This window comes from Streptomyces sp. NPDC104096, from assembly GCF_055584385.1.
The window spans coordinates 1-19,128 of the sequence record NZ_JBVJMD010000021.1; the positions used below are offsets into that span (position 1 = coordinate 1).

At 72.6% G+C, this 19,128-nt stretch carries 19 protein-coding genes; 8 read left to right on the forward strand and 11 right to left on the reverse strand.

Annotation, left to right across the window (positions count from 1 at the left end):
• Positions 1-433: 433 nt before the first annotated feature.
• Together ACZ60B_RS21750 and ACZ60B_RS21755 are read right to left on the reverse strand one after the other, a co-directional pair.
• Positions 434-1,432: an inorganic phosphate transporter gene (locus ACZ60B_RS21750; protein ID WP_469389338.1), complete on the reverse strand. Its 999-nt coding sequence runs from the start codon at positions 1,430-1,432 to the stop codon at positions 434-436.
• Between the two features lie 7 nt (positions 1,433-1,439).
• Positions 1,440-2,060: a DUF47 family protein gene (locus ACZ60B_RS21755; protein ID WP_162468166.1), complete on the reverse strand. Its 621-nt coding sequence runs from the start codon at positions 2,058-2,060 to the stop codon at positions 1,440-1,442.
• A gap of 202 nt (positions 2,061-2,262) precedes the next feature.
• Between ACZ60B_RS21755 and ACZ60B_RS21760 the strand changes: the two genes are divergently transcribed.
• Positions 2,263-2,604, forward strand: coding sequence for a metal-sensitive transcriptional regulator (locus tag ACZ60B_RS21760; RefSeq protein ID WP_469389340.1), 342 nt, complete (start codon positions 2,263-2,265; stop codon positions 2,602-2,604).
• Between the two features lie 40 nt (positions 2,605-2,644).
• Here the strand turns inward: ACZ60B_RS21760 and ACZ60B_RS21765 are convergent, their stop codons facing one another.
• Together ACZ60B_RS21765 and ACZ60B_RS21770 are read right to left on the reverse strand one after the other, a co-directional pair.
• Positions 2,645-2,812: a hypothetical protein gene (locus tag ACZ60B_RS21765; RefSeq protein WP_469389589.1), complete on the reverse strand. Its 168-nt coding sequence runs from the start codon at positions 2,810-2,812 to the stop codon at positions 2,645-2,647.
• 91 nt (positions 2,813-2,903) lie between these two features.
• The gene (locus tag ACZ60B_RS21770; RefSeq protein WP_469389342.1) at positions 2,904-3,752 is read right to left on the reverse strand and encodes an SCO4651 family lipoprotein; all 849 of its coding nucleotides are present in this window, start codon (positions 3,750-3,752) and stop codon (positions 2,904-2,906) included.
• A 135-nt stretch (positions 3,753-3,887) separates the two neighbouring features.
• Here ACZ60B_RS21770 and ACZ60B_RS21775 point away from each other — a divergent pair, with 135 nt between their 5' ends.
• Positions 3,888-4,073 carry a hypothetical protein gene (locus ACZ60B_RS21775; RefSeq protein WP_469389577.1) on the forward strand — a complete coding sequence of 62 codons (186 nt, stop codon included), beginning with the start codon at positions 3,888-3,890 and terminating at the stop codon, positions 4,071-4,073.
• A 57-nt stretch (positions 4,074-4,130) separates the two neighbouring features.
• Here ACZ60B_RS21775 and ACZ60B_RS21780 read toward each other — a convergent pair whose 3' ends face one another.
• Genes ACZ60B_RS21780 through ACZ60B_RS21790 form a run of 3 tightly spaced genes read right to left on the reverse strand, consistent with a single transcriptional unit; the run spans position 4,131 to position 7,864 of the window.
• On the reverse strand, positions 4,131-4,553 hold the full coding sequence (locus ACZ60B_RS21780; RefSeq protein ID WP_469389344.1) for an NUDIX hydrolase: 423 nt from the start codon (positions 4,551-4,553) through the stop codon (positions 4,131-4,133).
• A 22-nt stretch (positions 4,554-4,575) separates the two neighbouring features.
• A complete protein-coding gene (locus ACZ60B_RS21785; protein ID WP_469389346.1) occupies positions 4,576-5,652 on the reverse strand; it encodes a CHAD domain-containing protein in 1,077 nt (358 codons plus the stop codon).
• A complete protein-coding gene (locus ACZ60B_RS21790) occupies positions 5,633-7,864 on the reverse strand; it encodes an RNA degradosome polyphosphate kinase (protein WP_469389348.1) in 2,232 nt (743 codons plus the stop codon). Before ACZ60B_RS21790 ends, ACZ60B_RS21785 begins: the two co-directional genes overlap by 20 nt.
• Positions 7,865-8,291: 427 nt before the next feature.
• Between ACZ60B_RS21790 and ACZ60B_RS21795 the strand changes: the two genes are divergently transcribed.
• The 5 genes from ACZ60B_RS21795 to ACZ60B_RS21815 all read left to right on the forward strand — a co-directional run bounded on the left by ACZ60B_RS21795 (position 8,292) and on the right by ACZ60B_RS21815 (position 12,878).
• The gene (locus ACZ60B_RS21795; protein WP_469389350.1) at positions 8,292-8,834 is read left to right on the forward strand and encodes an RNA polymerase sigma factor; all 543 of its coding nucleotides are present in this window, start codon (positions 8,292-8,294) and stop codon (positions 8,832-8,834) included.
• Positions 8,831-9,688 (forward strand): anti-sigma factor family protein, encoded by an 858-nt coding sequence (locus tag ACZ60B_RS21800; RefSeq protein WP_469389352.1) that lies wholly within the window; start codon positions 8,831-8,833, stop codon positions 9,686-9,688. The genes ACZ60B_RS21795 and ACZ60B_RS21800 overlap by 4 nt, the downstream gene beginning before the upstream one ends.
• Positions 9,689-9,779: 91 nt before the next feature.
• A complete protein-coding gene (locus ACZ60B_RS21805) occupies positions 9,780-10,640 on the forward strand; it encodes an ABC transporter ATP-binding protein (protein ID WP_469389354.1) in 861 nt (286 codons plus the stop codon).
• On the forward strand, positions 10,637-12,190 hold the full coding sequence (locus tag ACZ60B_RS21810) for an ABC transporter permease (protein WP_469389356.1): 1,554 nt from the start codon (positions 10,637-10,639) through the stop codon (positions 12,188-12,190). The genes ACZ60B_RS21805 and ACZ60B_RS21810 overlap by 4 nt, the downstream gene beginning before the upstream one ends.
• Positions 12,171-12,878, forward strand: coding sequence for an ABC transporter (locus ACZ60B_RS21815; RefSeq protein ID WP_469389358.1), 708 nt, complete (start codon positions 12,171-12,173; stop codon positions 12,876-12,878). Before ACZ60B_RS21810 ends, ACZ60B_RS21815 begins: the two co-directional genes overlap by 20 nt.
• Positions 12,879-12,942: 64 nt before the next feature.
• Here ACZ60B_RS21815 and mshD read toward each other — a convergent pair whose 3' ends face one another.
• A complete protein-coding gene (gene mshD / locus ACZ60B_RS21820) occupies positions 12,943-13,869 on the reverse strand; it encodes a mycothiol synthase (RefSeq protein ID WP_469389360.1) in 927 nt (308 codons plus the stop codon).
• A gap of 200 nt (positions 13,870-14,069) precedes the next feature.
• On the opposite strand from mshD, the gene ACZ60B_RS21825 reads away from it, so the two are divergent.
• Entirely contained in the window at positions 14,070-15,875 is a 1,806-nt protein-coding gene (locus ACZ60B_RS21825) for a bifunctional metallophosphatase/5'-nucleotidase (protein WP_469389362.1), read from the forward strand.
• 97 nt (positions 15,876-15,972) lie between these two features.
• On the opposite strand, the gene ACZ60B_RS21830 is transcribed toward ACZ60B_RS21825, so the two are convergent.
• From ACZ60B_RS21830 to ACZ60B_RS21840, 3 genes are all read right to left on the reverse strand, one after another.
• Positions 15,973-16,713, reverse strand: coding sequence for a PH domain-containing protein (locus ACZ60B_RS21830; RefSeq protein WP_469389364.1), 741 nt, complete (start codon positions 16,711-16,713; stop codon positions 15,973-15,975).
• Positions 16,714-16,805: 92 nt separating this feature from the next.
• Positions 16,806-18,305 carry a sensor histidine kinase gene (locus tag ACZ60B_RS21835; protein ID WP_469389366.1) on the reverse strand — a complete coding sequence of 500 codons (1,500 nt, stop codon included), beginning with the start codon at positions 18,303-18,305 and terminating at the stop codon, positions 16,806-16,808.
• The gene (locus tag ACZ60B_RS21840) at positions 18,302-19,036 is read right to left on the reverse strand and encodes a response regulator transcription factor (protein WP_469389368.1); all 735 of its coding nucleotides are present in this window, start codon (positions 19,034-19,036) and stop codon (positions 18,302-18,304) included. Before ACZ60B_RS21840 ends, ACZ60B_RS21835 begins: the two co-directional genes overlap by 4 nt.
• Between the last annotated feature and the right edge of the window lie 92 nt (positions 19,037-19,128).

The window sequence follows — 19,128 nt, forward strand, 5'->3', positions numbered from 1 at the left end:
GGTTGTATCGGGGTGATCCCGACAACGCGGCTGGGGGTGCCCCCTCTGGGGGAGTGCGTGCCAGACGCCGCCGGGCAGACGGGACTTTCGAAACATGCCCTAGGCCTCCCGGCCTCGAAAGACCCCTCGTGGTGCTGCATGGCGGTGCCACCGCGAGGAAAGGAAGGGCCCGCCCCCCGGCTCCCGGGGGGTGGGCCCTTCCTCGTTTCCGGCGTCGGGCCTCGCGCACGGGTGGGTGTCTGGTCCCGGCCGCCGTGGACCTCGGCCGGAACCCCGCGGGACCCCGCCCCGGACCCCCGTCCGCTCCGGACCCCCGTCCGCTCCGGACGACCTCGGCCGGAAACGCCGCATGGGCCGGCGGATGCCGGCCCATGCGAGGTGGGTGCCGAGGGCCGAGGGCGGGTGCCCGGCGGGGCGTGCCGTGGCCGTCGGGCTACAGGAACGCGAGATTGACGACCCAGAAACCGCAGGCCGCCACGATCGCCGCCGCCGGCATGGTGATGAACCAGCCCAGGACGATGTTCTTGGCGACACCCCAGCGCACCGCGTTCACGCGCTTCGTGGCGCCGACGCCCATGATCGCCGAGGTGATGACATGGGTCGTGGAGATCGGCGCCTTGAACAGGAACGCCGTGGTGAACATGATCGACGCGCCGGTCGTCTCCGCGGCGAAGCCCTGCGGCGGGTCCAGCTCGATGATCTTGCGGCCGAGGGTGCGCATGATGCGCCAGCCACCGGCGTACGTGCCCAGCGACAGCATGATCGCGCAGACCAGCTTGACCCAGACCGGGATCGGGTCGCTGTAGTCCTCGACGCCCGCGATGACCAGGGCCATCACCACGACGCCCATCGTCTTCTGGGCGTCCTGGAGACCGTGGCCGAGCGCCATGCCCGCCGCCGAGACGGTCTGCGCGATCCGGAAGCCGCGCTTGGCCTTGTGCGGGTTGGCCTTCCGGAAGATCCACAGGATCGCCGTCATGACCAGGTAACCGGCGAGCAGGCCCACGACCGGCGACAGGAACATCGGGATGACGATCTTGTCGAGCACCCCGCTCCAGTAGACGGTCGTACCGCCCGCGAGCGCGGCGCCCACCATGCCGCCGAACAGGGCGTGGGAGGAGGACGACGGCAGGCCGAAGTACCAGGTGATCAGGTTCCAGGTGATCGCGCCGACCAGGGCCGCGAACAGGATGGCCATCCCGTGCGAGCCCTCGGGCGTCTGGATGATGCCCTCACTGACGGTCTTGGCGACCCCGCTGCCCAGGAAGGCGCCGGCGAGGTTCATGACCGCCGCCATGGCGAGCGCCGCACGAGGGGTCAGCGCCCGGGTGGAGACGGACGTCGCGATCGCGTTGGCCGAGTCGTGGAAGCCGTTGGTGTACGTGAAGAAGAGCGCGACCCCGATGGTCACGACCAGAGCGAAGGTGTCCATGGAGAGGTCAGGACTCCTTGACCGCGATGGTCTCCACGGTGTTGGCGACGTGCTCGAACGCGTCCGCCGCTTCCTCCAGGACGTCCACGATCTGCTTCAGCTTGAGCACCTCGATCGCGTCGTACTTGCCGTTGAAGAGGTGTGCCAGCAGCTTGCGGTGGATCTGGTCGGCCTGGTTCTCGAGGCGGTTGACCTCGATCCAGTACTCGGTGAGGTTCTGCATGGTGCGCAGGTTCGGCATGGCCTCCGCGGTCAGGTCCGCGGCCCGTGCCAGTACCTCGATCTGCTGTTCGACGCCCTTGGGCAGGTCCTCCACGTTGTAGAGGACGACCAGGTCGACGGCCTCCTCCATGAAGTCCATGATGTCGTCGAGGGACGAGGCGAGGGTGTAGATGTCCTCGCGGTCGAAGGGCGTGATGAACGAGGAGTTCAACTGGTGGAAGATCGCATGAGTGGCGTCGTCACCGGCGTGTTCCGCGGCCCGCATGCGCTCTGCGATCTCGGCTCGGCCGGAAGCGTCCGCCCCGAGCAGTTCCATCAGGAGTTTCGAGCCCGTGACGATGTTGTCCGCGGACGCGGCGAACATGTCGTAGAAGCTCGTCTCCCTGGGGGTCAGACGAAAGCGCACGTGGGGTCCTCGGGATGCATCGGTTCGGTCAGGTTGATGCTAGGCGCATCATCCGGCCACGGCTAATGGGCCGCCCTCCAGTGTCGCCCATCGGGCAGAGCGATCAGCACAGGGGCCGGTAGCGGCCATGGGCAAGGGCCCTATACCCAGCAAAGTTCGTTACCATATACCCACCAGGGGTATCAGTCAGCAGGAGGACGCCATGACGACCACCGAGGCCGGCGCCACGGCGCCCTCCGAAACCGCGGCAGCCGGGGCGGCCGTGCACGGGTACCACAAGCAGAAGGACGAGCACCTCAAGCGGCTGCGCCGGATCGAGGGCCAGATCCGCGGACTCCAGCGCATGGTCGACGAGGACGTCTACTGCATCGACATACTCACCCAGGTGTCCGCCTCCACCAAGGCCCTGCAGTCCTTCGCGCTGCAACTCCTGGAGGAACACCTGCGGCACTGTGTCGCCGACGCGGCCGTCAAGGGCGGTGCCGAGATCGACGCCAAGGTGGGCGAGGCGACGAAGGCGATCGGCCGGCTGCTGCGGACCTGACCGCCGGCGGGGTGCGCGAGGCGGCGCGGGCGGTCGGAGCTCAGCCGCAGGCGGTCCGCTCCTCCGTCACCCGCAGCACCTCGTCGATGCTCTCCAGGCTGAGCCGGTCCTCGCCGGCGGCCGAGGCGGCGATGATCAGCTCGCCGCACAGTTCGATCTCGGCGAGGGCCACGTGGTCCTGAACTGTCGTACCGCCGACCGGAGCCACGCGCGTCACCTCACTTCTGTCGTCACCGACTTCCTAGAGTAGGGAGCGCCCTACACACCGCGCATGGCACGGACGGGCTAGTCCTCGTGCCTCACTCCTCGGCGATCCGGCCCGCGTAGATGTCCCCGGCGGCCGGCAGCCGTACCTCCACGGGGGCGCCGAAGCCGTAGAGCAGCGCCGTCGACGCGACGGCCACGGCCTCCCGCTGCCGGCCGTTGACGAAGCTGAACCGCTGCCGGATCTTGCGGATGCGCCCCTGGTCGTCGAGGTACACGTCGAAGGGCACCTCGGGCGTGGCGAAGCCGGCCGCCGCCGCCCGCAGCGCGGCCCGGCCGCCGGCCGAGGCGCGTCGCGCCGCGTCGCCGAGGTCGGCGGTGCCGCGGTAGTGCCGCACGCTGGTCCCGGCCACCTCGGTCCGGCCCAGATACGTCGCCGACCGTGTCCCGCGCAGCACCTCGGCGGCCGCGTACGGGTCGGTGGCGCCGCCGGTCACCAGGTTCCCGTCCGACAGGCCGGCCGTCTCCACCCGGACCCACTTGTCGTCCGGCACCCCCGCGCCCCGGTTCTTCATGAACAGGGCGCCCGGCGCGAGGAGTTCGGTGATGGGCCGGTGCTCGCTCTGCCCGGACGGGTCCTGCGGCAGGATCACCTTCAGCCGGCCGAGCTGCCTGCGGTAGTCGTAGACGCCCTCGCCCCGGATGGTGACGCGGGTGCCGCCGGTCGCCATCTCCATGGACGTACGGGCCTGCGAACTGCCCGCGTCCACCAGCCGGTCGGCGGCGTGCCGCAGGGTCTCGACGGGGTCGCCCGCGCCCCGCGCGTCCTCGGCGGCGGCGCCGCTCCAGGAGCAGCCGGCGGCCCCGACACAGACCCAGGCCACGAGTCCCGCCACGGCGGTCGTGCCCGCTGTCCGGCCGTGCCACCGCTGCCTTGCCGTCATCGCCTGCCCACTCCCAGCCGGTACGTCCGTCACGGGCCCTGTCGTCTCGGCTAACGACGGGCAGGCGACGCCGGTCACGCGCTCGGCGTGTCACCGGGGGGCGCGATACGAGCCCTTTACCGACGGCTCGGTACCCTGGCAGGCGTGGCGCAGCAGGAGGGGCCGGACCGCGTCCGGGAACAACCGGGACAACACACGACGACCACGGTCGAGCAGGGGCCGTTCTGTCTGGCCCGCTGTGTCTGCGGCTGGCGAGGGCCGGCCCGCCGGGCCCGGAGCCAGGCCCGCACGGACGCGGAGACGCACACGACGGGCGGCTGAGCCGGTCGCTGCGGGGGCGGCCGAACCGCAGCCGGTGCGGCGCCCGGTGGCGAAGGGTCAGGCGTGCCGTACGGCCGACAGCAGATCGTCGACCAGGGTCCGGTCGCGGGGCTGGGTGAGCCGGTTGCGGGCCGCCAGCGGGGAGAGCCACAGGACCCGGTCCACCTCGTCGTTCGGGGCGAACGCGCCGGCGACGGCCCGGGCGGCCCAGTAACGGACCTGCTTCGGACGGCCGTTGGCGAGGTAGTGCAGGGTCGGCAGCGTGGCGCCGGGCTCGGCGGTGTACCCCGTCTCCTCCGCCACCTCGCGCAGCGCTCCGGCGAGGGCGTCCTCGCCGCGCTTCAGCTTGCCCTTGGGGTGGGACCAGTCGTCGTACTTCGGACGGTGGACCAGGCAGAGTTCGAGCTGCCCGTCGTAGGGGGAGCGGCGCCACAGGACGCAGCCGGCCGCTTGGACGGTGGTGTCGTTCGCTTCGGTCACCGGGGTTCAGCCTCCCAGCGGATCAGGACGTACCGACGGTCTGTTTCTGCCAGGCCTGCTGGAAGGCGAACCTGGCCGCCTCCACCTCGTGGCGCTGGTCGGCGTGGAGCACGCCCAGCGCGTACGCCGTCGCCGGCGCGATGCGGGGCGTACGGGCCGCCTGGGCGGCGGCCGCGGCCGCCTCGGAGGCGTCCCGGTGCCGGTTGAGGGCCTGGCCCGCCGCCGGTACGCACAGGTGCAGCGGGGTGTCGTCGCCGTCCGGGGCCGGCACCTCGCGGGCGTAGCGGTACAGGCGCAGCAGCAGGCGTACCTGGTGCCAGGGGGCGTCCTGGGCGTGCGGGGCGGGGTCCGGGGAGAGGCCGTGGACGAGGGCCTCCGCGTTGTAGGGGTGGCCCGCGGTGACCAGCGGCAGGGCGGTGACGGCGTCCGTGAGGCGTTCCCGGGCCGCGTCGGTCAGCGGACGCAGGTCCGTGCCGACGGCGGCCGGGGTGAGCGGGACGTCGCTGGCGAGCACGGCGAGCTTGTCCGCGACGGCGTGGAAGCGGGAGGAGCCGAGCGCCTGGAGGGCGGTGGAGTGGGCCCGGGTCCGGGCCAGCGTCAACTGCCGTTCGAGCAGGGCGCCCGCCTTCGCCGCGCCCACGGTGAGGTTGCCGCGGTCCCCCGCCGCCGCCGCCGACGGCGGCACGGCCGGGCCGGCGGCGCCCGGTGCCGTGGCAGCCGCCGACTGGGCCGGCAGGGGCGTCGCGCCCGACAGCCGGTGCAGCGCCAGCAGGAGCCGGTCCAGCCGCGCCTCGCACGCGTGCTCCAGCGCCAAGGTGCCGGACAGCCAGGCCAGTTCGGGCCGGATCTCCTCCGACCAGGCGCTGTCCAGCAGCGGACGGTAGGTGTGCAGGCTGCCGCTGATGCGGCGGGCGGACCGGCGCAAAGCCAGGGCCGCGTCGGCGGACCCCCCCGCGCCCCCCGCCGTGCCACCGGTCTCCCGGTGCAGGCGCAGGGCGCGGAGGAACTCCGTGGCCTGGGACCGGAGGTAACGCGCGAGGGCGTCACCCTTCACCGGCTCGGCCGTGGGGTCCGTCGGGTCAAGGTGTTGCTGTGCCACGCCGGCGCCTCCGGGCGTCTATGAGCATCTCCTGGACGTTGCGCAGGGGCTGTCCGTCCGCGTCGGTCGAATGCCGGGTCCACTCGCCGTCCGGGCCCAGGTGCCAGGACGAGGTGGAGTCGGACATACCGGTCTCCAGCATCCGGTTGAGGGACGCGCGGTGGGCCGGGTCGGTGACCCGGACCAGGGCCTCGATGCGGCGGTCGAGGTTGCGGTGCATCATGTCGGCGCTGCCGATCCACACCTCGGGCTCGCCGCCGTTGCCGAAGCCGAACACCCGGGAGTGTTCGAGGAATCGGCCGAGGATTGAGCGGACCCGTATGTTCTCCGACAGGCCGGTGACGCCCGGCCGCACCGCGCAGATGCCCCGCACCCAGATGTCGACCGGCACGCCCGCCTGGGACGCGCGGTAGCACGCGTCGATGATCGCTTCGTCCACCATCGAGTTGACCTTGATGCGGACATGGGCGGGCCGTCCGGCACGGTGGTGCTGGACTTCCTTGTTGATGCGCGCGATCAGCCCGTCCCGCAGGGACTTGGGGGCGACCAGCAGGCGGCGGTAGGTCTCCCGGCGGGAGTAGCCGGAGAGGCGGTTGAACAGGTCGGACAGGTCGGCGCCGACCTGCGGGTCGGCCGTCAGCAGGCCGAGGTCCTCGTAGAGGCGGGCCGTCTTCGGGTGGTAGTTGCCGGTGCCCACGTGGCTGTAGCGGCGGAGCGTCTCGCCCTCCTGACGGACCACCAGGGACAGCTTGCAGTGGGTCTTCAGGCCGACGAGGCCGTACACGACGTGGCAGCCGGCCTCCTCCAGCTTGCGCGCCCACTTGATGTTGGCGTGCTCGTCGAAGCGGGCCTTGATCTCGACCAGGACGAGGACCTGCTTGCCGGACTCGGCGGCGTCGATGAGCGCGTCGACGATCGGCGAGTCGCCGGAGGTCCGGTACAGGGTCTGCTTGATGGCGAGGACGTCCGGGTCGGCCGCGGCCTGCTCGAGGAACGCCTGGACGGAGGTGGAGAAGGAGTCGTAGGGGTGGTGCAGGAGCACGTCCCGGCTGCGCAGGGCCGCGAAGATGTCGGGGGCCGAGGCGGACTCGACCTCCGCCAGGTCGCGGTGGGTGCCGGCGATGAACTTGGCGTACTTCAGCTCGGGCCGGTCGAGGCCGTGGATGCGGAAGAGGCCGGTGAGGTCCAGCGGACCCGGCAGCGGGTACACCTCCGCCTCGCTGATCTTCAGCTCGCGCACCAGCAGGTCGAGCACCTCGCGGTCGATGGACTCCTCGACCTCCAGGCGCACCGGCGGCCCGAAGCGGCGCCGCATGAGCTCCTTCTCCAGTGCCTGGAGGAGGTTCTCGGTGTCGTCCTCCTCGACCTCCAGGTCCTCGTTGCGGGTGAGCCGGAAGGCGTGGCTCTCCAGCACCTCCATGCCCGGGAACAGCTCCTCCAGGTGGGCGGCGATGACGTCCTCGATGGGGACGTACCGGCCGGGGGAGCTCTCCAGGAAGCGGGACAGCAGCGGCGGCACCTTGACGCGGGCGAAGTGCTTGTGCCCGCTGACCGGGTTGCGTACGACGACGGCCAGGTTCAGCGAGAGGCCGGAGATGTACGGGAAGGGGTGCGCCGGGTCGACCGCGAGGGGGGTCAGCACCGGGAAGATCTGGTGGCGGAAGAGCGTGAAGAGGCGCGCCTGCTCCTTCTCCGTCAGCTCGCTCCAGCGGACCAGGTGGATGCCCTCTTCCGCGAGCGCGGGGGCGACGTCCTCGTGGTAGCAGGCGGCGTGCCGGGCCATGAGCTCGCGGGAGCGGGCCCAGATCATCTCCAGCACCTCGCGGGGCTGGAGGCCGGAGGCGGAGCGGGTGGCGACCCCGGTGGCGATACGGCGCTTCAGACCGGCCACCCGGACCATGAAGAACTCGTCCAGGTTGCTGGCGAAGATCGCCAGGAAGTTGGCGCGTTCGAGCAGGGGCGTGTCGGGGTCCTCGGCGAGTTCGAGGACCCGCTCGTTGAAGGCCAGCCAGCTGCGCTCCCGGTCGAGGAATCGACCCTGCGGCAGCTGGGGCCCCTCGTACGGAGACTCCTCGTAGGCGTCGAGGTCGGCGTCGATGTCGGGTTCCAGGTCGGAGACCGCGGCCGACACGGTGTGCGGACGGTGCGCGGCTATGGAGCCCACGGAGGGCTGCGGGTGCTGGACCTGTGCCTGGGCATTTGGCTGGCTCATGGACCCATTCTTTCGCGCCAGCAGGTATACGGGCGCGTCGAGGCGTCCGAGCGGGAGCGCGGCGGCATCGCCCTCCGGGGGCGGCGAGGCCTCGGGCGCGGCTGGGTTCATTGGCCGAGCGTCGCAAGTCAGTCTGAACCAACGGTTACGGGGACATGGCGTGCGGGATATCGCGGTGCGGCCCCCGGGCGTCCATCGCGGGGTGCGCGCGCTCCCTCCGCCGGGAGGCGTCGGCCTCGTACGCTACTCCGCCTCCCCGGGGAACGTACGGAGCCGGCGGACGGCCGGTTCGACACCGGTGATAGGCGGCACGGCCGGCCGATTCACCACTGTTTCACTGATTAAGCAGTGAAATGAATCCAAGACGATCGGAAAAGTCGGGGGCCGGAGTGTGAACCGATCGGCGGGGCTCGTCCGATGAGGAGACGTGAGCGAGACGAGAAGCGACGGGGAGTTGCTGCGCGCCGTCGCGGCGGACGCCGACCGGCGCGCCTTCGAGGAGCTGTACCGGCGCTTCGCGCCCTGGCTGAGCGCCCGGCTGCGCAGCCGGTGCGCCGACGCCGGGATCGTCGACGACGTCGTGCAGGAGACGTTCCTCGCGGTGTGGCGGGGGACCGCCCGCTACCGCGAGGACGGCGACGTGGCCGGCTGGCTGTGGCGCATCGGGTCACGGCGGCTGGTCGACGTGCTGCGCGGCGACGGCGCACGGGGGCGGCTGCGGCAGGCGCTGGCGCGGCTGCGGCAGCGGGACGAGGCCTCGGCGGAGGAACGCGTGCTCGCGGGGGTGGAGCACGGGGACCTCGCCGGGGCCCTGCTCCGGCTCTCGCCCGAGCTGCGGGCCGTCCTCCAGGCGACGGTCGTCGACGGGCTCACCACCCGGGAGGCGGCCGTACTGCTCGGCATACCGCCCGGCACGGTCAAGACACGGGCCCTGCGCGCCCGTAAGCAACTGCGGGAGGCGCTGGCATGACTACCACCTGGCATGTGCCCGAGGACGATCTCCGGGCCTACACCCGGGGCGAGTTGGCGGCACCGCGACTGTGGTCCGCCGACGCCCACCTGGCGGCCTGCGCCGACTGCCGCGCCCTGCTCGCGCGGCTCGCCGACCCCGTCGCGCTGGACACCGGCTGGGAGCGGCTCGACGCCGAACTCGACGCGCCACGGCGCGGGTTCGTCGAGTCGCTGATGGTACGGGCCGGCGTCGCCGACCACACGGCCCGGCTGCTCACCGCCACGCCCGTGCTGCGCCGCTCCTGGCTCGCGGCGGTCGCCGCGGTCCTGCTCATGACCGTACTGGCCACCGCCACCGTCACACCCGGACGATCGCCCACGCTGTTCCTCGCCCTGGCGCCGCTGCTGCCGCTCGCCGGGGTGGCGCTGTCGTACGGGCCCGTCCTCGACCCGACGTACGAGATGGGCGTCGTCTCCCCGCTGCACGGCTTCCGGCTGCTGCTGATCCGCACGGTCGCCGTGCTGACGGTCGGCCTCGGCCTGAACGGGCTCGCGACCCTCGCGCTCCCCGACTACGGACTGCGCGCGCTGGCCTGGCTGCTGCCCGCGCTCGCGCTGACCGCGACCGGGCTGGCGCTGACGCCCCGCCTGGGCCCGGTCGTCGCGCCCGTCCTGGTCGGCGGCGGCTGGATCGGTCTGCTCCTCGCGGCGGACGCGTCCGGCGACGGGACGCTCGCGCCGTTCACCGCGGCCGGGCAGGGCGTGGCGGGCGCGGTCGCGGCACTCGGTGCCGGGCTGCTCTATCTCGCCCGCGACCGGTTCGACGCCTCGACCGTGCCGTTCACCGACTTCCGGCAGGGGGCCGGCAGGTGACCGCGGACGGCCGCTCCCTCACCCCCTTCACCGACGCCGTCGACGCCTTCGACGCGGCCGGCGCCACCCACGCCACTCACAGGAGTGCCCCATGACCGTCACCGTCTCCGCCTTCGGGCTGACCCTCCGCTACGGCGGCACCGCCGCGCTCGACGAGGTGACCCTGCGGCTGACCGAAGGAGTGACCGGGCTGCTCGGACCGAACGGGGCGGGCAAGACCAGCCTGCTGCGGGTCCTCGCCACCGCCGTGCCCCCCGACCGGGGCGCCTTCAGCGTCCTCGGACACGACCCGGGCACCACGGCCGGACGGCAGAACGTCCGCCGCGCCCTGGGCTACCTCCCGCAGAACCCGGGATTCCACCCGGACTTCACCGCCTTCGAGTTCGTCGACTACGTGGCGATCCTCAAGGAGATGACGGACCGCGGAGCCCGGCACCGCGAGGTGCGGCGGATCCTCGACGCCGTCGACCTGTCCGAGGTGCGCGGCCGGCGCATCAAGCGGCTGTCCGGCGGGATGCGGCAGCGGGTCGCGCTCGCCGCCGCCCTCGTCGGCGACCCCGGTTTCCTCGTCCTCGACGAGCCGACCGTCGGCCTGGACCCCGAACAGCGCATGCGGTTCCGGGAGCTGATCGCCCAGGCGGGCGAGGGCCGGACGGTGCTGCTCTCCACCCACCAGACCGAGGACGTGGCGATGCTCTGCCACCGGGTGATCGTCATGGCCCGGGGCCGCCTCCGCTTCGAGGGCACCCCCGCCGAGCTCACCGCGCAGGCCGCGGGCCGGGTGTGGAGCAGCGCCGAGCGGGACCCGGCGGCGCTGGCGGGCTGGCGCACCGGACTCGGCACCTTCCGCAACGTCGGCGACCCGCCCGAGGGCGCCGACCTCCTCGAACCGACCCTGGAGGACGGCTACCTGCTCGCGCTCGACGGCGTGTCGGCGGAGGCGGCCGCATGAGCGCCACCGAGGTCGTGGAGACGGCCGCCGCCGCCGGACCGGCCCCCGGCCCCGCCCCCCGGCGGACCGCGGCCGTGCTCGCCCTCGCCCGCTTCGAGGCCCGCGAACTCATCAGGTTCGTCCCGGTGTTCTCCTTCCTGCTCCTCTACGTCGGCTACACCGCCTGGCAGTTGTACTCGGGCGGTGGCGGCACGGGCGCCTATCCGGTCCTCCAGGACGTCGACCGGGGCACCCAGACCGGGCCGGTGCTGCTCGGCATCGCCCTGCTCGTCTGCGTCAACCGGGCCGCGGTGCGCTCGCGCCGCAACGGCACCGACCGGCACGACGGCATCCTGCCGATGGAGCCCTGGCGGCGTACGGTCGCGCACGTCCTGTCCGTGGTGCCGTACGCGGCGCTCACCGCGCTCGTCGTGGCCGTCGAGTTCACCTGGGCCGCGCTGAAGCCCGGCGCGAGCGGCCACGGCTCGTTCTTCGAACTGGCCGTCGGCCCGCTCTGCGTCCTCCTGGCCGGGGTCGCCGGCGTCCTGCTCGCCCGGCTGGTCCCGTCCTTCTTCGCCGCCCCGCTCGTGGTGATCGGCGGCTACGTCCTGCTCGTCCTCGCCGCCGTGAACCTGGACGGCTCGCACGGGGCGCGCTGGCTGCTGCCCGCCGTCACCGAGACCGGCGCCGGACCCCTGCCGTCCGACCTGCTCGGCCGCCCGGCCGCCTGGCACGCGCTGTACCTGACGGGGCTGATCGTCCTGGTGGCCTGCGGCGCGGTGCTGCTGAGCGGCGCCCGCACCCGTACGGCCCTGGCGGTGACCGCCCTCGCCCTGGCCGTCACCGTCACGGGGGCCGTCGGGCAGGCCCCGGGCGAGACGGCCGCGCTGAAGGCCGCCCGCGCCGAGGCGTCCGTGCACCCGGAACGGGTCCAGTCGTGCAGCGTCCACGGCACCTCGACGTACTGCGCCTTCCCCGAGTGGACCGACCGCACCGCCGACTGGGCCGCCGCGGCCGACCGGGTGCGCCGCCTGGCGGGCGGTGCCGCGGGCGGCACGCGGCTGACCGTACGGCAACGGGTGGAAGCCCGCTACGGTCTGGAGGGCGACGCCGCGATCGCCCCGCTCACCGGGCCCGGCCAGGTCAGCGCGGGCACCGAGTGGGGCGGCGACCGGAACGTCCAGTTCGCGGTCGGGGTCGCCTCCGTCCTGGTGGCGGGCGACGAGCGGGCCGGCAGCGAGGTGTGCGACGCCCGGGTGGTGACGATCATGTGGCTCGCGCTGGGCGCGGAGCCCGACCCGCTGGCCCGGCTGCGCGGCGCCCGCCTCGACGACAGCGCCGAGGGCTCCGCGATCGCGCTGACGCCCGTCGCCTCCGTCGCCATGACCGCCGGGCAGACCGACGTCGTCCGGCAGCTGCTGCGGCAGCCGCGCTACGGCGTCATCGCCAAGGTGAAGGCCCACTGGACGGAGCTGACCACCCCGGGGACACCGCTCGCGCGGGTGGCGCAACTGCTGGGCGTGCAGGCGCCCACGACGGAGGAGGACGACGGTGACACCTGTGGCTGGTGAACGACGGCCGAGGCCGTACGCCGTGCTCCGCGCCCTGCTCCGCCCGCTCTGGCGCACCCTGCCCCGACCCGCCCTCGCGGCGGCCGGCACGCTCGCCCTGCTGCTCGCCGGGCTGCCCCGGTTGCTGTCCGGCGTCCCCGATCCCTGGCTGTGCCTGAACCTGCTGCGGGCCGCCGCGCTCTGTCTCGCGCTGGGCCTGGCCTTCCTGTCCGACGACCCGGCCCGGCACACCACCGCGCCGGTGCCGGTGCGCCGACCGCTGCGCGGCGCCCTGCGCCTGGCCCTGGCCGCGCCGGTCACCGCGCTGTGCTGGACGGCCGCGCTGCTGCTCGTACCGGGGCAGGCGCGGCCCCCGGTGGGCGCGGTCACCCTGGAGGCGGCCGCGACCGCCGCGCTGGCGCTGGCCGGCGCCTCGGCCGCCGTCCGCTTCACGGACGGGACCCGGCCGGGCGCCGCCGTCGCGGCCGGTCTGACGGCCGTCGCGGTGACCGTGCCGACGCTGCTGCTGCCGCAGCGGTGGGCGCTGCTGGTGGCGGTGGGCGACCAGCGCTGGGCGGACGCGCACGGGCGGTGGGCGGGGCTGCTGATGGCGGCCGTCGCGGTGGTAACGCTCTGCGCGCCGGAGCCACTGCGCCGCGGGTCCGTCCGGCACCCCCGGCCGCGGGAGACCGCCCCGACCGCCGCCTGAGCACGCGTCACCCAGTCGCCGGCCGGGGCGCTCGCACCGGACGGTCCCTGGTGGTGACGGCCGCTCAGGTCTCCGTGCGGTACATGAGGTCGGTCTCGTACGTGACGAATCCGAGCCGCTCGTAGACGGACACCGCCGCCTTGTTGTCGGCGTCGACATAGAGCATCGCCGTCGGCAGCGCCTGCGCGGCGAGATGGCGCAGGCCGATCGTGGTCAGGGCCTTGCCGAGGCCGCCGCCCTGCGTGCCGGGGGCGACACCGAGGACGTAGACCTCGCCGATGCCCTCCTCGGCGTGCACCTTGGTCCAGTGGAAGCCGACCAGCCGGTCCTCGCGGAAGGCGAGGAAGAAGCCCGCGGGGTCGAACCACGTCTCGGCCTTGCGGTCGTCGAGGTCGCGCTGGGTGAGGGAGCCCTGTTCGGGGTGGTGGGCGAACGCGGCGGCGTTCGTGGCGAGCCAGGCCGCGTCGTCGGCACCCGGCTCGAAGGCGCGGACGCCCACGCCCTCGGGCAGCACCGGGTCGGGCAGATCGAGCCCGGCCAACGGCCGCCGCATCTGGCGCAGTTCCCGGAACAGGGTGAGGCCGAGGACCTGGGCCAGGTGGCGGGCCGCGGAGTGGCCGCCGTGCGCCCACACCCGCAGCCGCTTGCCGGAGGCGGCGAGCAGCGCGGAGCCCAGTGCCCGCCCGTGCCCGTGCCCGCGGTGCGCGGGGTGCACGACCATCTCGGCGGCCGGCGCCTCCACCGGGTCGGTGTCCTCCAGCTGTGCGTAGCCGAGCAGTTCGCCTCCCGTCGTCAGCAACAGATGGGAGACCCCTTCGCGGGCTCCGCCGCGCAGTTGCAGCCGGCCCTGCTCGGACACCGCCTGCTGGCCGTCGCTCTGGGCGGCCTCCGCGAGCAGTGCGAGCACGGCCTCGGTCTGTTCCGCGGAGAGCGCGGAGAGGGTCTCGATGGATCGGGCGCCGGGGAGCCGTGCGATGTCGTCGCTGGTCATGCGTACGAGGGTAAGGGGAGTACCGGGCAAAGTGGCGGCAGGAAGGGGGTGAGACGGGGGCAAAGGGAAACCTGGATGTAACCCTGAAACCCCTGTCGTGCTACGCGCGTTGACCTTAGGCTGCGCCGGACGGGCACACCTTTCAGCAGACCCACGGGGCCACACCGGCCCGGTGGACGCCATCAGCCTCAGGGGGGCGCATGCCAGCCACATCACCGTCGAATCCCGGCAGCAGACGTCGTACGTACCGGATTCTCGCGGCCGCCGCCGGTCTCGCCACGGCCGGCGCACTGGCCGCCGCGCTGCCGGCGGACGCGCACGACAACGGCGGGCACGGTCATCCTCGGCCGGCCCGCTACCAGGACGTCCAGCTGCTGTCCTTCAACGACCTGCACGGCAACCTCGAACCGCCGTCGGGCTCCTCCGGCCGGGTCACCGAACTCCAGGCCGACGGCACCACGAAGACCGTCGACGCGGGCGGTGTGGAGTACCTGGCGACGCATCTGCGCGAGGCCCGCAAGGGCCACTCGTACTCGATCACCGCGGCCGGCGGCGACATGGTCGGCGCGTCCCCGCTGATCTCGGGCCTGTTCCACGACGAGCCCACCATCGAGGCGCTGAACAAGCTCGACCTGGACGTCACCTCCGTCGGCAACCACGAGTTCGACGAGGGGGCCAAGGAACTGGCCCGGCTCCAGAACGGCGGCTGCCACCCGACGGCCGGCTGCTACACGGACAAGAAGTTCCAGGGCGCCGACTTCCCCTACCTCGCGGCGAACGTCCTCGACGAGAAGACCGGCAAGCCGATCCTCAAGCCGTACACGGTGTGGAAGAAGAACGGCGTCAAGATCGGCTTCATCGGTGTGACCCTGGAGGGCACCCCGAACATCGTCTCCGCCGAAGGGGTGAAGGGCCTCAAGTTCCAGGACGAGGTCGAGACGATCAACAAGTACGCCAAGGTGCTGGACAGGCAGGGCGTGAAGTCGATCGTCGCGCTGATCCACGAGGGCGGACTGCCGGCCTCGGGCGCGTACAACTACAACTGCGACTCGCCGGGCGCGGGCGACGGCATCTCCGGCCCGATCGTCGACATCGCCAAGAACATCACGCCGAAGGTCGACGCGCTGGTCACCGGCCACACCCACGCGGCCTACGTGTGCACGATCCCCGACCCGTCGGGCAAGCCGCGCATGGTCACCTCGGCCGCGTCCTTCGGCCGCCTCTACACGGACACCACGCTCACGTACGACCGCTTCACCGGCGACATCGCCCGTACGTCCGTGAAGTCCGCGAACCGCGTGGTCACCCGGGACGTCGCCAAGGCGGCCGACATGACCGCGCTGATCGGCAAGTGGAACACCCTGGCCGCCCCGATCGGCAACCGGGCGATCGGCCACATCTCCGCCGACGTCAACAGCACCGGCACCGAGTCCCCGATGGGCGACCTGATCGCGGACGCGCAGCTGGCGTACGGCAGGGAGCTGGACCCGAAGACCGCCGTGGCGCTGATGAACCCGGGCGGGGTCCGCGCCGGTCTCACCTACGCGGCCAAGGCCGGCGAGGGTGACGGCGTGGTGACGTACGCCGAGGGCTTCACGGTGCAGCCGTTCGCCAACACGGTGAACCTCCAGGACTTCACCGGCGCCCAGCTCATCCAGGTGCTGAAGGAGCAGGTCAGCGGCTCGAACGCGGCCGCGCCGAAGATCCTCCAGCCCTCGGCGAACCTGACGTACACGCTGGACCTGACGAAGTCCGGAGCCGACCGTGTCGTCACCGACTCCATCCGGCTGAACGGCGCCGCCATCGACCCGGCGGCCACCTACCGCGTCGCGACGAACAGCTTCCTCGCGGGCGGCGGCGACGGCTTCACCACGCTGGGCCTGGGCACGAACGACGTCGTCGGCGTCGACGACCTGGAGGCTCTGGTGCGGTACCTGACGGCCAACTCCTCGGCGGCGGCCCCGCTGGCACCGCCGGCCACCAACCGGATCACGATCGTCCAGTAGGTCCGTCTGTTCCGACTGTTCCGTCTGTTCCTGAGGGGCCCGGGACGTACGCGTGGCGTACGTCCCGGGCCCCTCGTTCCGTGTCTGCGCAGCGCGGCTACGGCTCGCGCATGTACACGGGGACCAGGGACCTCCAGAACCGGCGCAGCACCACGGCCAGGACGGCGAACGCGGCCAGGGGAGCACCGACGAACAGCAGGAACGGATGCACCTGGGCCCCGGTCACCACCTGCGCGATCAGCACCACGAACGTGACCGGCAGGACGAGCAGCGCACCGGAGACCGACCACTGCCAGGCCCTGCGGTGACCGGTCCGCAGCCGTATCAGCTCCTCGGTCTCCGGCCGCCGCTCCCAGGCCGTCGCGCGGTGCCGGACGGCGGTCCCGCGCAGCCCCTCCAGCTCGGCGGCGAAGTCCGGCACCTGCCAGTCGTCCACGTGCGGGAGCAGTGTGCGCCGGCCGTCGTGGCGGTAGAGGTAGGCGTACAGCAGGGGTCCGGCCATACGGCGGTTGGGGAACGGCTCCGCGCGGATGTCGTAGATGTCCGTCCAGGACACCTGCCGTTCCCGCAGCGCACCGCGCACGGTGATCCCGTCGGGCCCCACGCGGGTGCGCCCCCGGGTCTGCTGGAGCCAGGCCCAGCCCACGATCCCCAGCATCAGGGCCACGAACACGACCTTGCCCCAGCGCGGCATGAAGTCGTCGCCCCGGCTCATCTGCAACACGGCGTTCACGGTCATCACGACCAGGAAGACCAACCGCGCCCGGGACATGGGCCATCGGCGGCGACCGTACTCCCGCTCGAAGCCGCTTCCCCCGGTGTGCGCGTCGACGCTCACGAAGCCTCCCCTTCAGGCAGGACATCGTAGGACCGGCCCGGTCGGATGCGCCGACCGGGGGACTCCGGGTCTTCCTCGGGGGCGGGGCGTCGTTACGGGAGTTCGGGCGGCGGTGTCCGCGAGCCCGGCAGGCGGAGTGTCACGACCGTTCCGCCGCCCACCGCGCGGGTCAGACTCACCTCGCCGCCGGCCTGCTGCACGGTGCGCGCGACGATCGAAAGACCCAGGCCCGAGCCGGGCAGCGCGCGTGCGCTCGGCGAGCGCCAGAAGCGGTCGAAGACGTGCGGGAGTTCCTCGGCGGGGATGCCGGGGCCGTGGTCGCGGACCGTCAGGACGCCCTCGCTGAGCCGCACCTCGATCGTGCCGCCCTCGGGGCTGAACTTCACCGCGTTGTCGAGGACGTTGACCACCGCCCGCTCCAGCGCCGTCGGTTCCGCCCGTACGTACCAGGGGTCGACGGAGGACGTGATCGTCAGCTCCGGGCCGCGCAGCCGGGCGCGGCGCAGGGCGGCCTCGACGGTGTCCTCCAGCGAGACCACCTGGACGCGTTCGCCCTGCTGGCCCTCCGACCGCGACAGCTCCTGGAGGTCGCCGATCAGCGAGGCCAGCTCCGTCATCTGCGCCTTCACCGAGGCCAGCAGCGCCTTGCGGTCCGCCTCCGGCAGGGGGCGGCCGGTCTCCTCGCTGCGGGTGAGGAGCTCGATGTTGGTGCGCAGGGAGGTGAGGGGGGTGCGCAGCTCGTGCCCGGCGTCCGCGATGAGCTGCTGCTGGAGCTCGCGGGAGCTGGCCAGGGAGGAGGTCATCGAGTTGAAGGAGCGGGAGAGCCGGGCGATCTCGTCGTCGCTGTCCTCCTCGACGGGGATGCGGACGCTGAGGTCCTCGGTACGGGCGACGTGCTCGACCGTCTCGGTGAGCCGGTCGACCGGGCGCAGACCCGCGCGGGCGACGGCGAGGCCGGCCGCCCCGGCGCCGATCACTCCGATGCCGGAGACCAGCAGGAGGATGAGGGCGAGGTCTTTGAGGGTGGACTCGGTGCTCTTGAGGGGAACCGCGATGAGCAGCGCGGTGTCCGGGTACAGCTGGGGCGGGCCGATGCCCGGGGTGTTGACGAGCAGCGGCGTGGTGAGCACGCGCACGGCGTTGCCGTCGGTGTCGGTGCCGTTGCGGATGATCCCCTCGGGGACGATCCCCCTGCTGTGACTCGCGTTCTTGATCACGTTCGTGTCGACGCGGGTGACCTTGACGGTGCCCGCGGAGTTCGAGGAGACACAGGCCGTGCCGTCCGCCTTGACCAGCTGGATGTAGCTGCTCTGGGTCCGCAGGCTGTTGATGCCGGTCTGGTCGTTCGAGCCGGTCTGGTCGTTGTCGTCGGTCTGGGGACAGGCCGTGAGGAGTTCGTCGACCTGTCTGGACAGCGCCGGCTGCGCCATCTTCCTGAGGTCGGCGTTGACCTGTTCGTACAGTTTCTTCTGCACGATGAACCAGCAGGTCACCGAGACCGCCGCCACCGCGAACGCCACCGCCGCGGCGACCAGCATCGACAGCCGGGCCCGGATCGGCAGCGTCCGGAACCGGCGGGACAGCTTGCTCACTCCGCGCCGCCCTGGCGCAGCACGTAACCGACCCCGCGGACCGTGTGCACGAGGCGCGGCTCGCCGCCCGCCTCGGTCTTGCGGCGCAGGTACATGACGTAGACGTCGAGGGAGTTGGAGGAGGGCTCGAAGTCGAAGCCCCAGACCGCCTTGAGGATCTGCTCACGGGTCAGGACCTGGCGCGGATGCGCCATGAACATCTCCAGCAGGGTGAACTCCGTGCGGGTCAGCTCCACGGGGCGTCCCGCCCGGGTCACCTCGCGGGTGGCGAGGTCCATCCGCAGGTCGGCGAAGGTGAGTGCCTCGTCCGCCTGGTCCGGGTCGGTGGTCGCGGACGCGTACGAACTGCGCCGCAGCAGCGCACGGACCCGGGCGAACAGCTCGTCCAGTTCGAACGGCTTGACCAGGTAGTCGTCGGCGCCCGCGTCGAGCCCGGTGACCCGGTCGCCGACCGTGTCGCGGGCCGTCAGCATCAGGATGGGCGTGGTGTCGCCGGCGCCCCGGATGCGACGGGCCGCGGTCAGGCCGTCCATCCGGGGCATCTGGACGTCGAGGACGACCAGGTCGGGCCGGTAGGCGGCCGCCTTCTCCAGGGCGTCCGCACCGTCCACGGCGACTTCGGTGGCGTACCCCTCGAAGGCGAGGCTGCGCTGGAGTGCTTCGCGCACCGCCGGCTCGTCGTCGACGATCAGGATGCGCTGGGTGTCACGGTCGCCTTCGGCGGAGCTCATGGGCGGGGTTCCTCGGAGGATGCGGTGGGACGTCTGCGGGCTGATCGGGCTGATCGGTGCGATCGGTCTGATTCGGCGGTACCGCGTTCAGC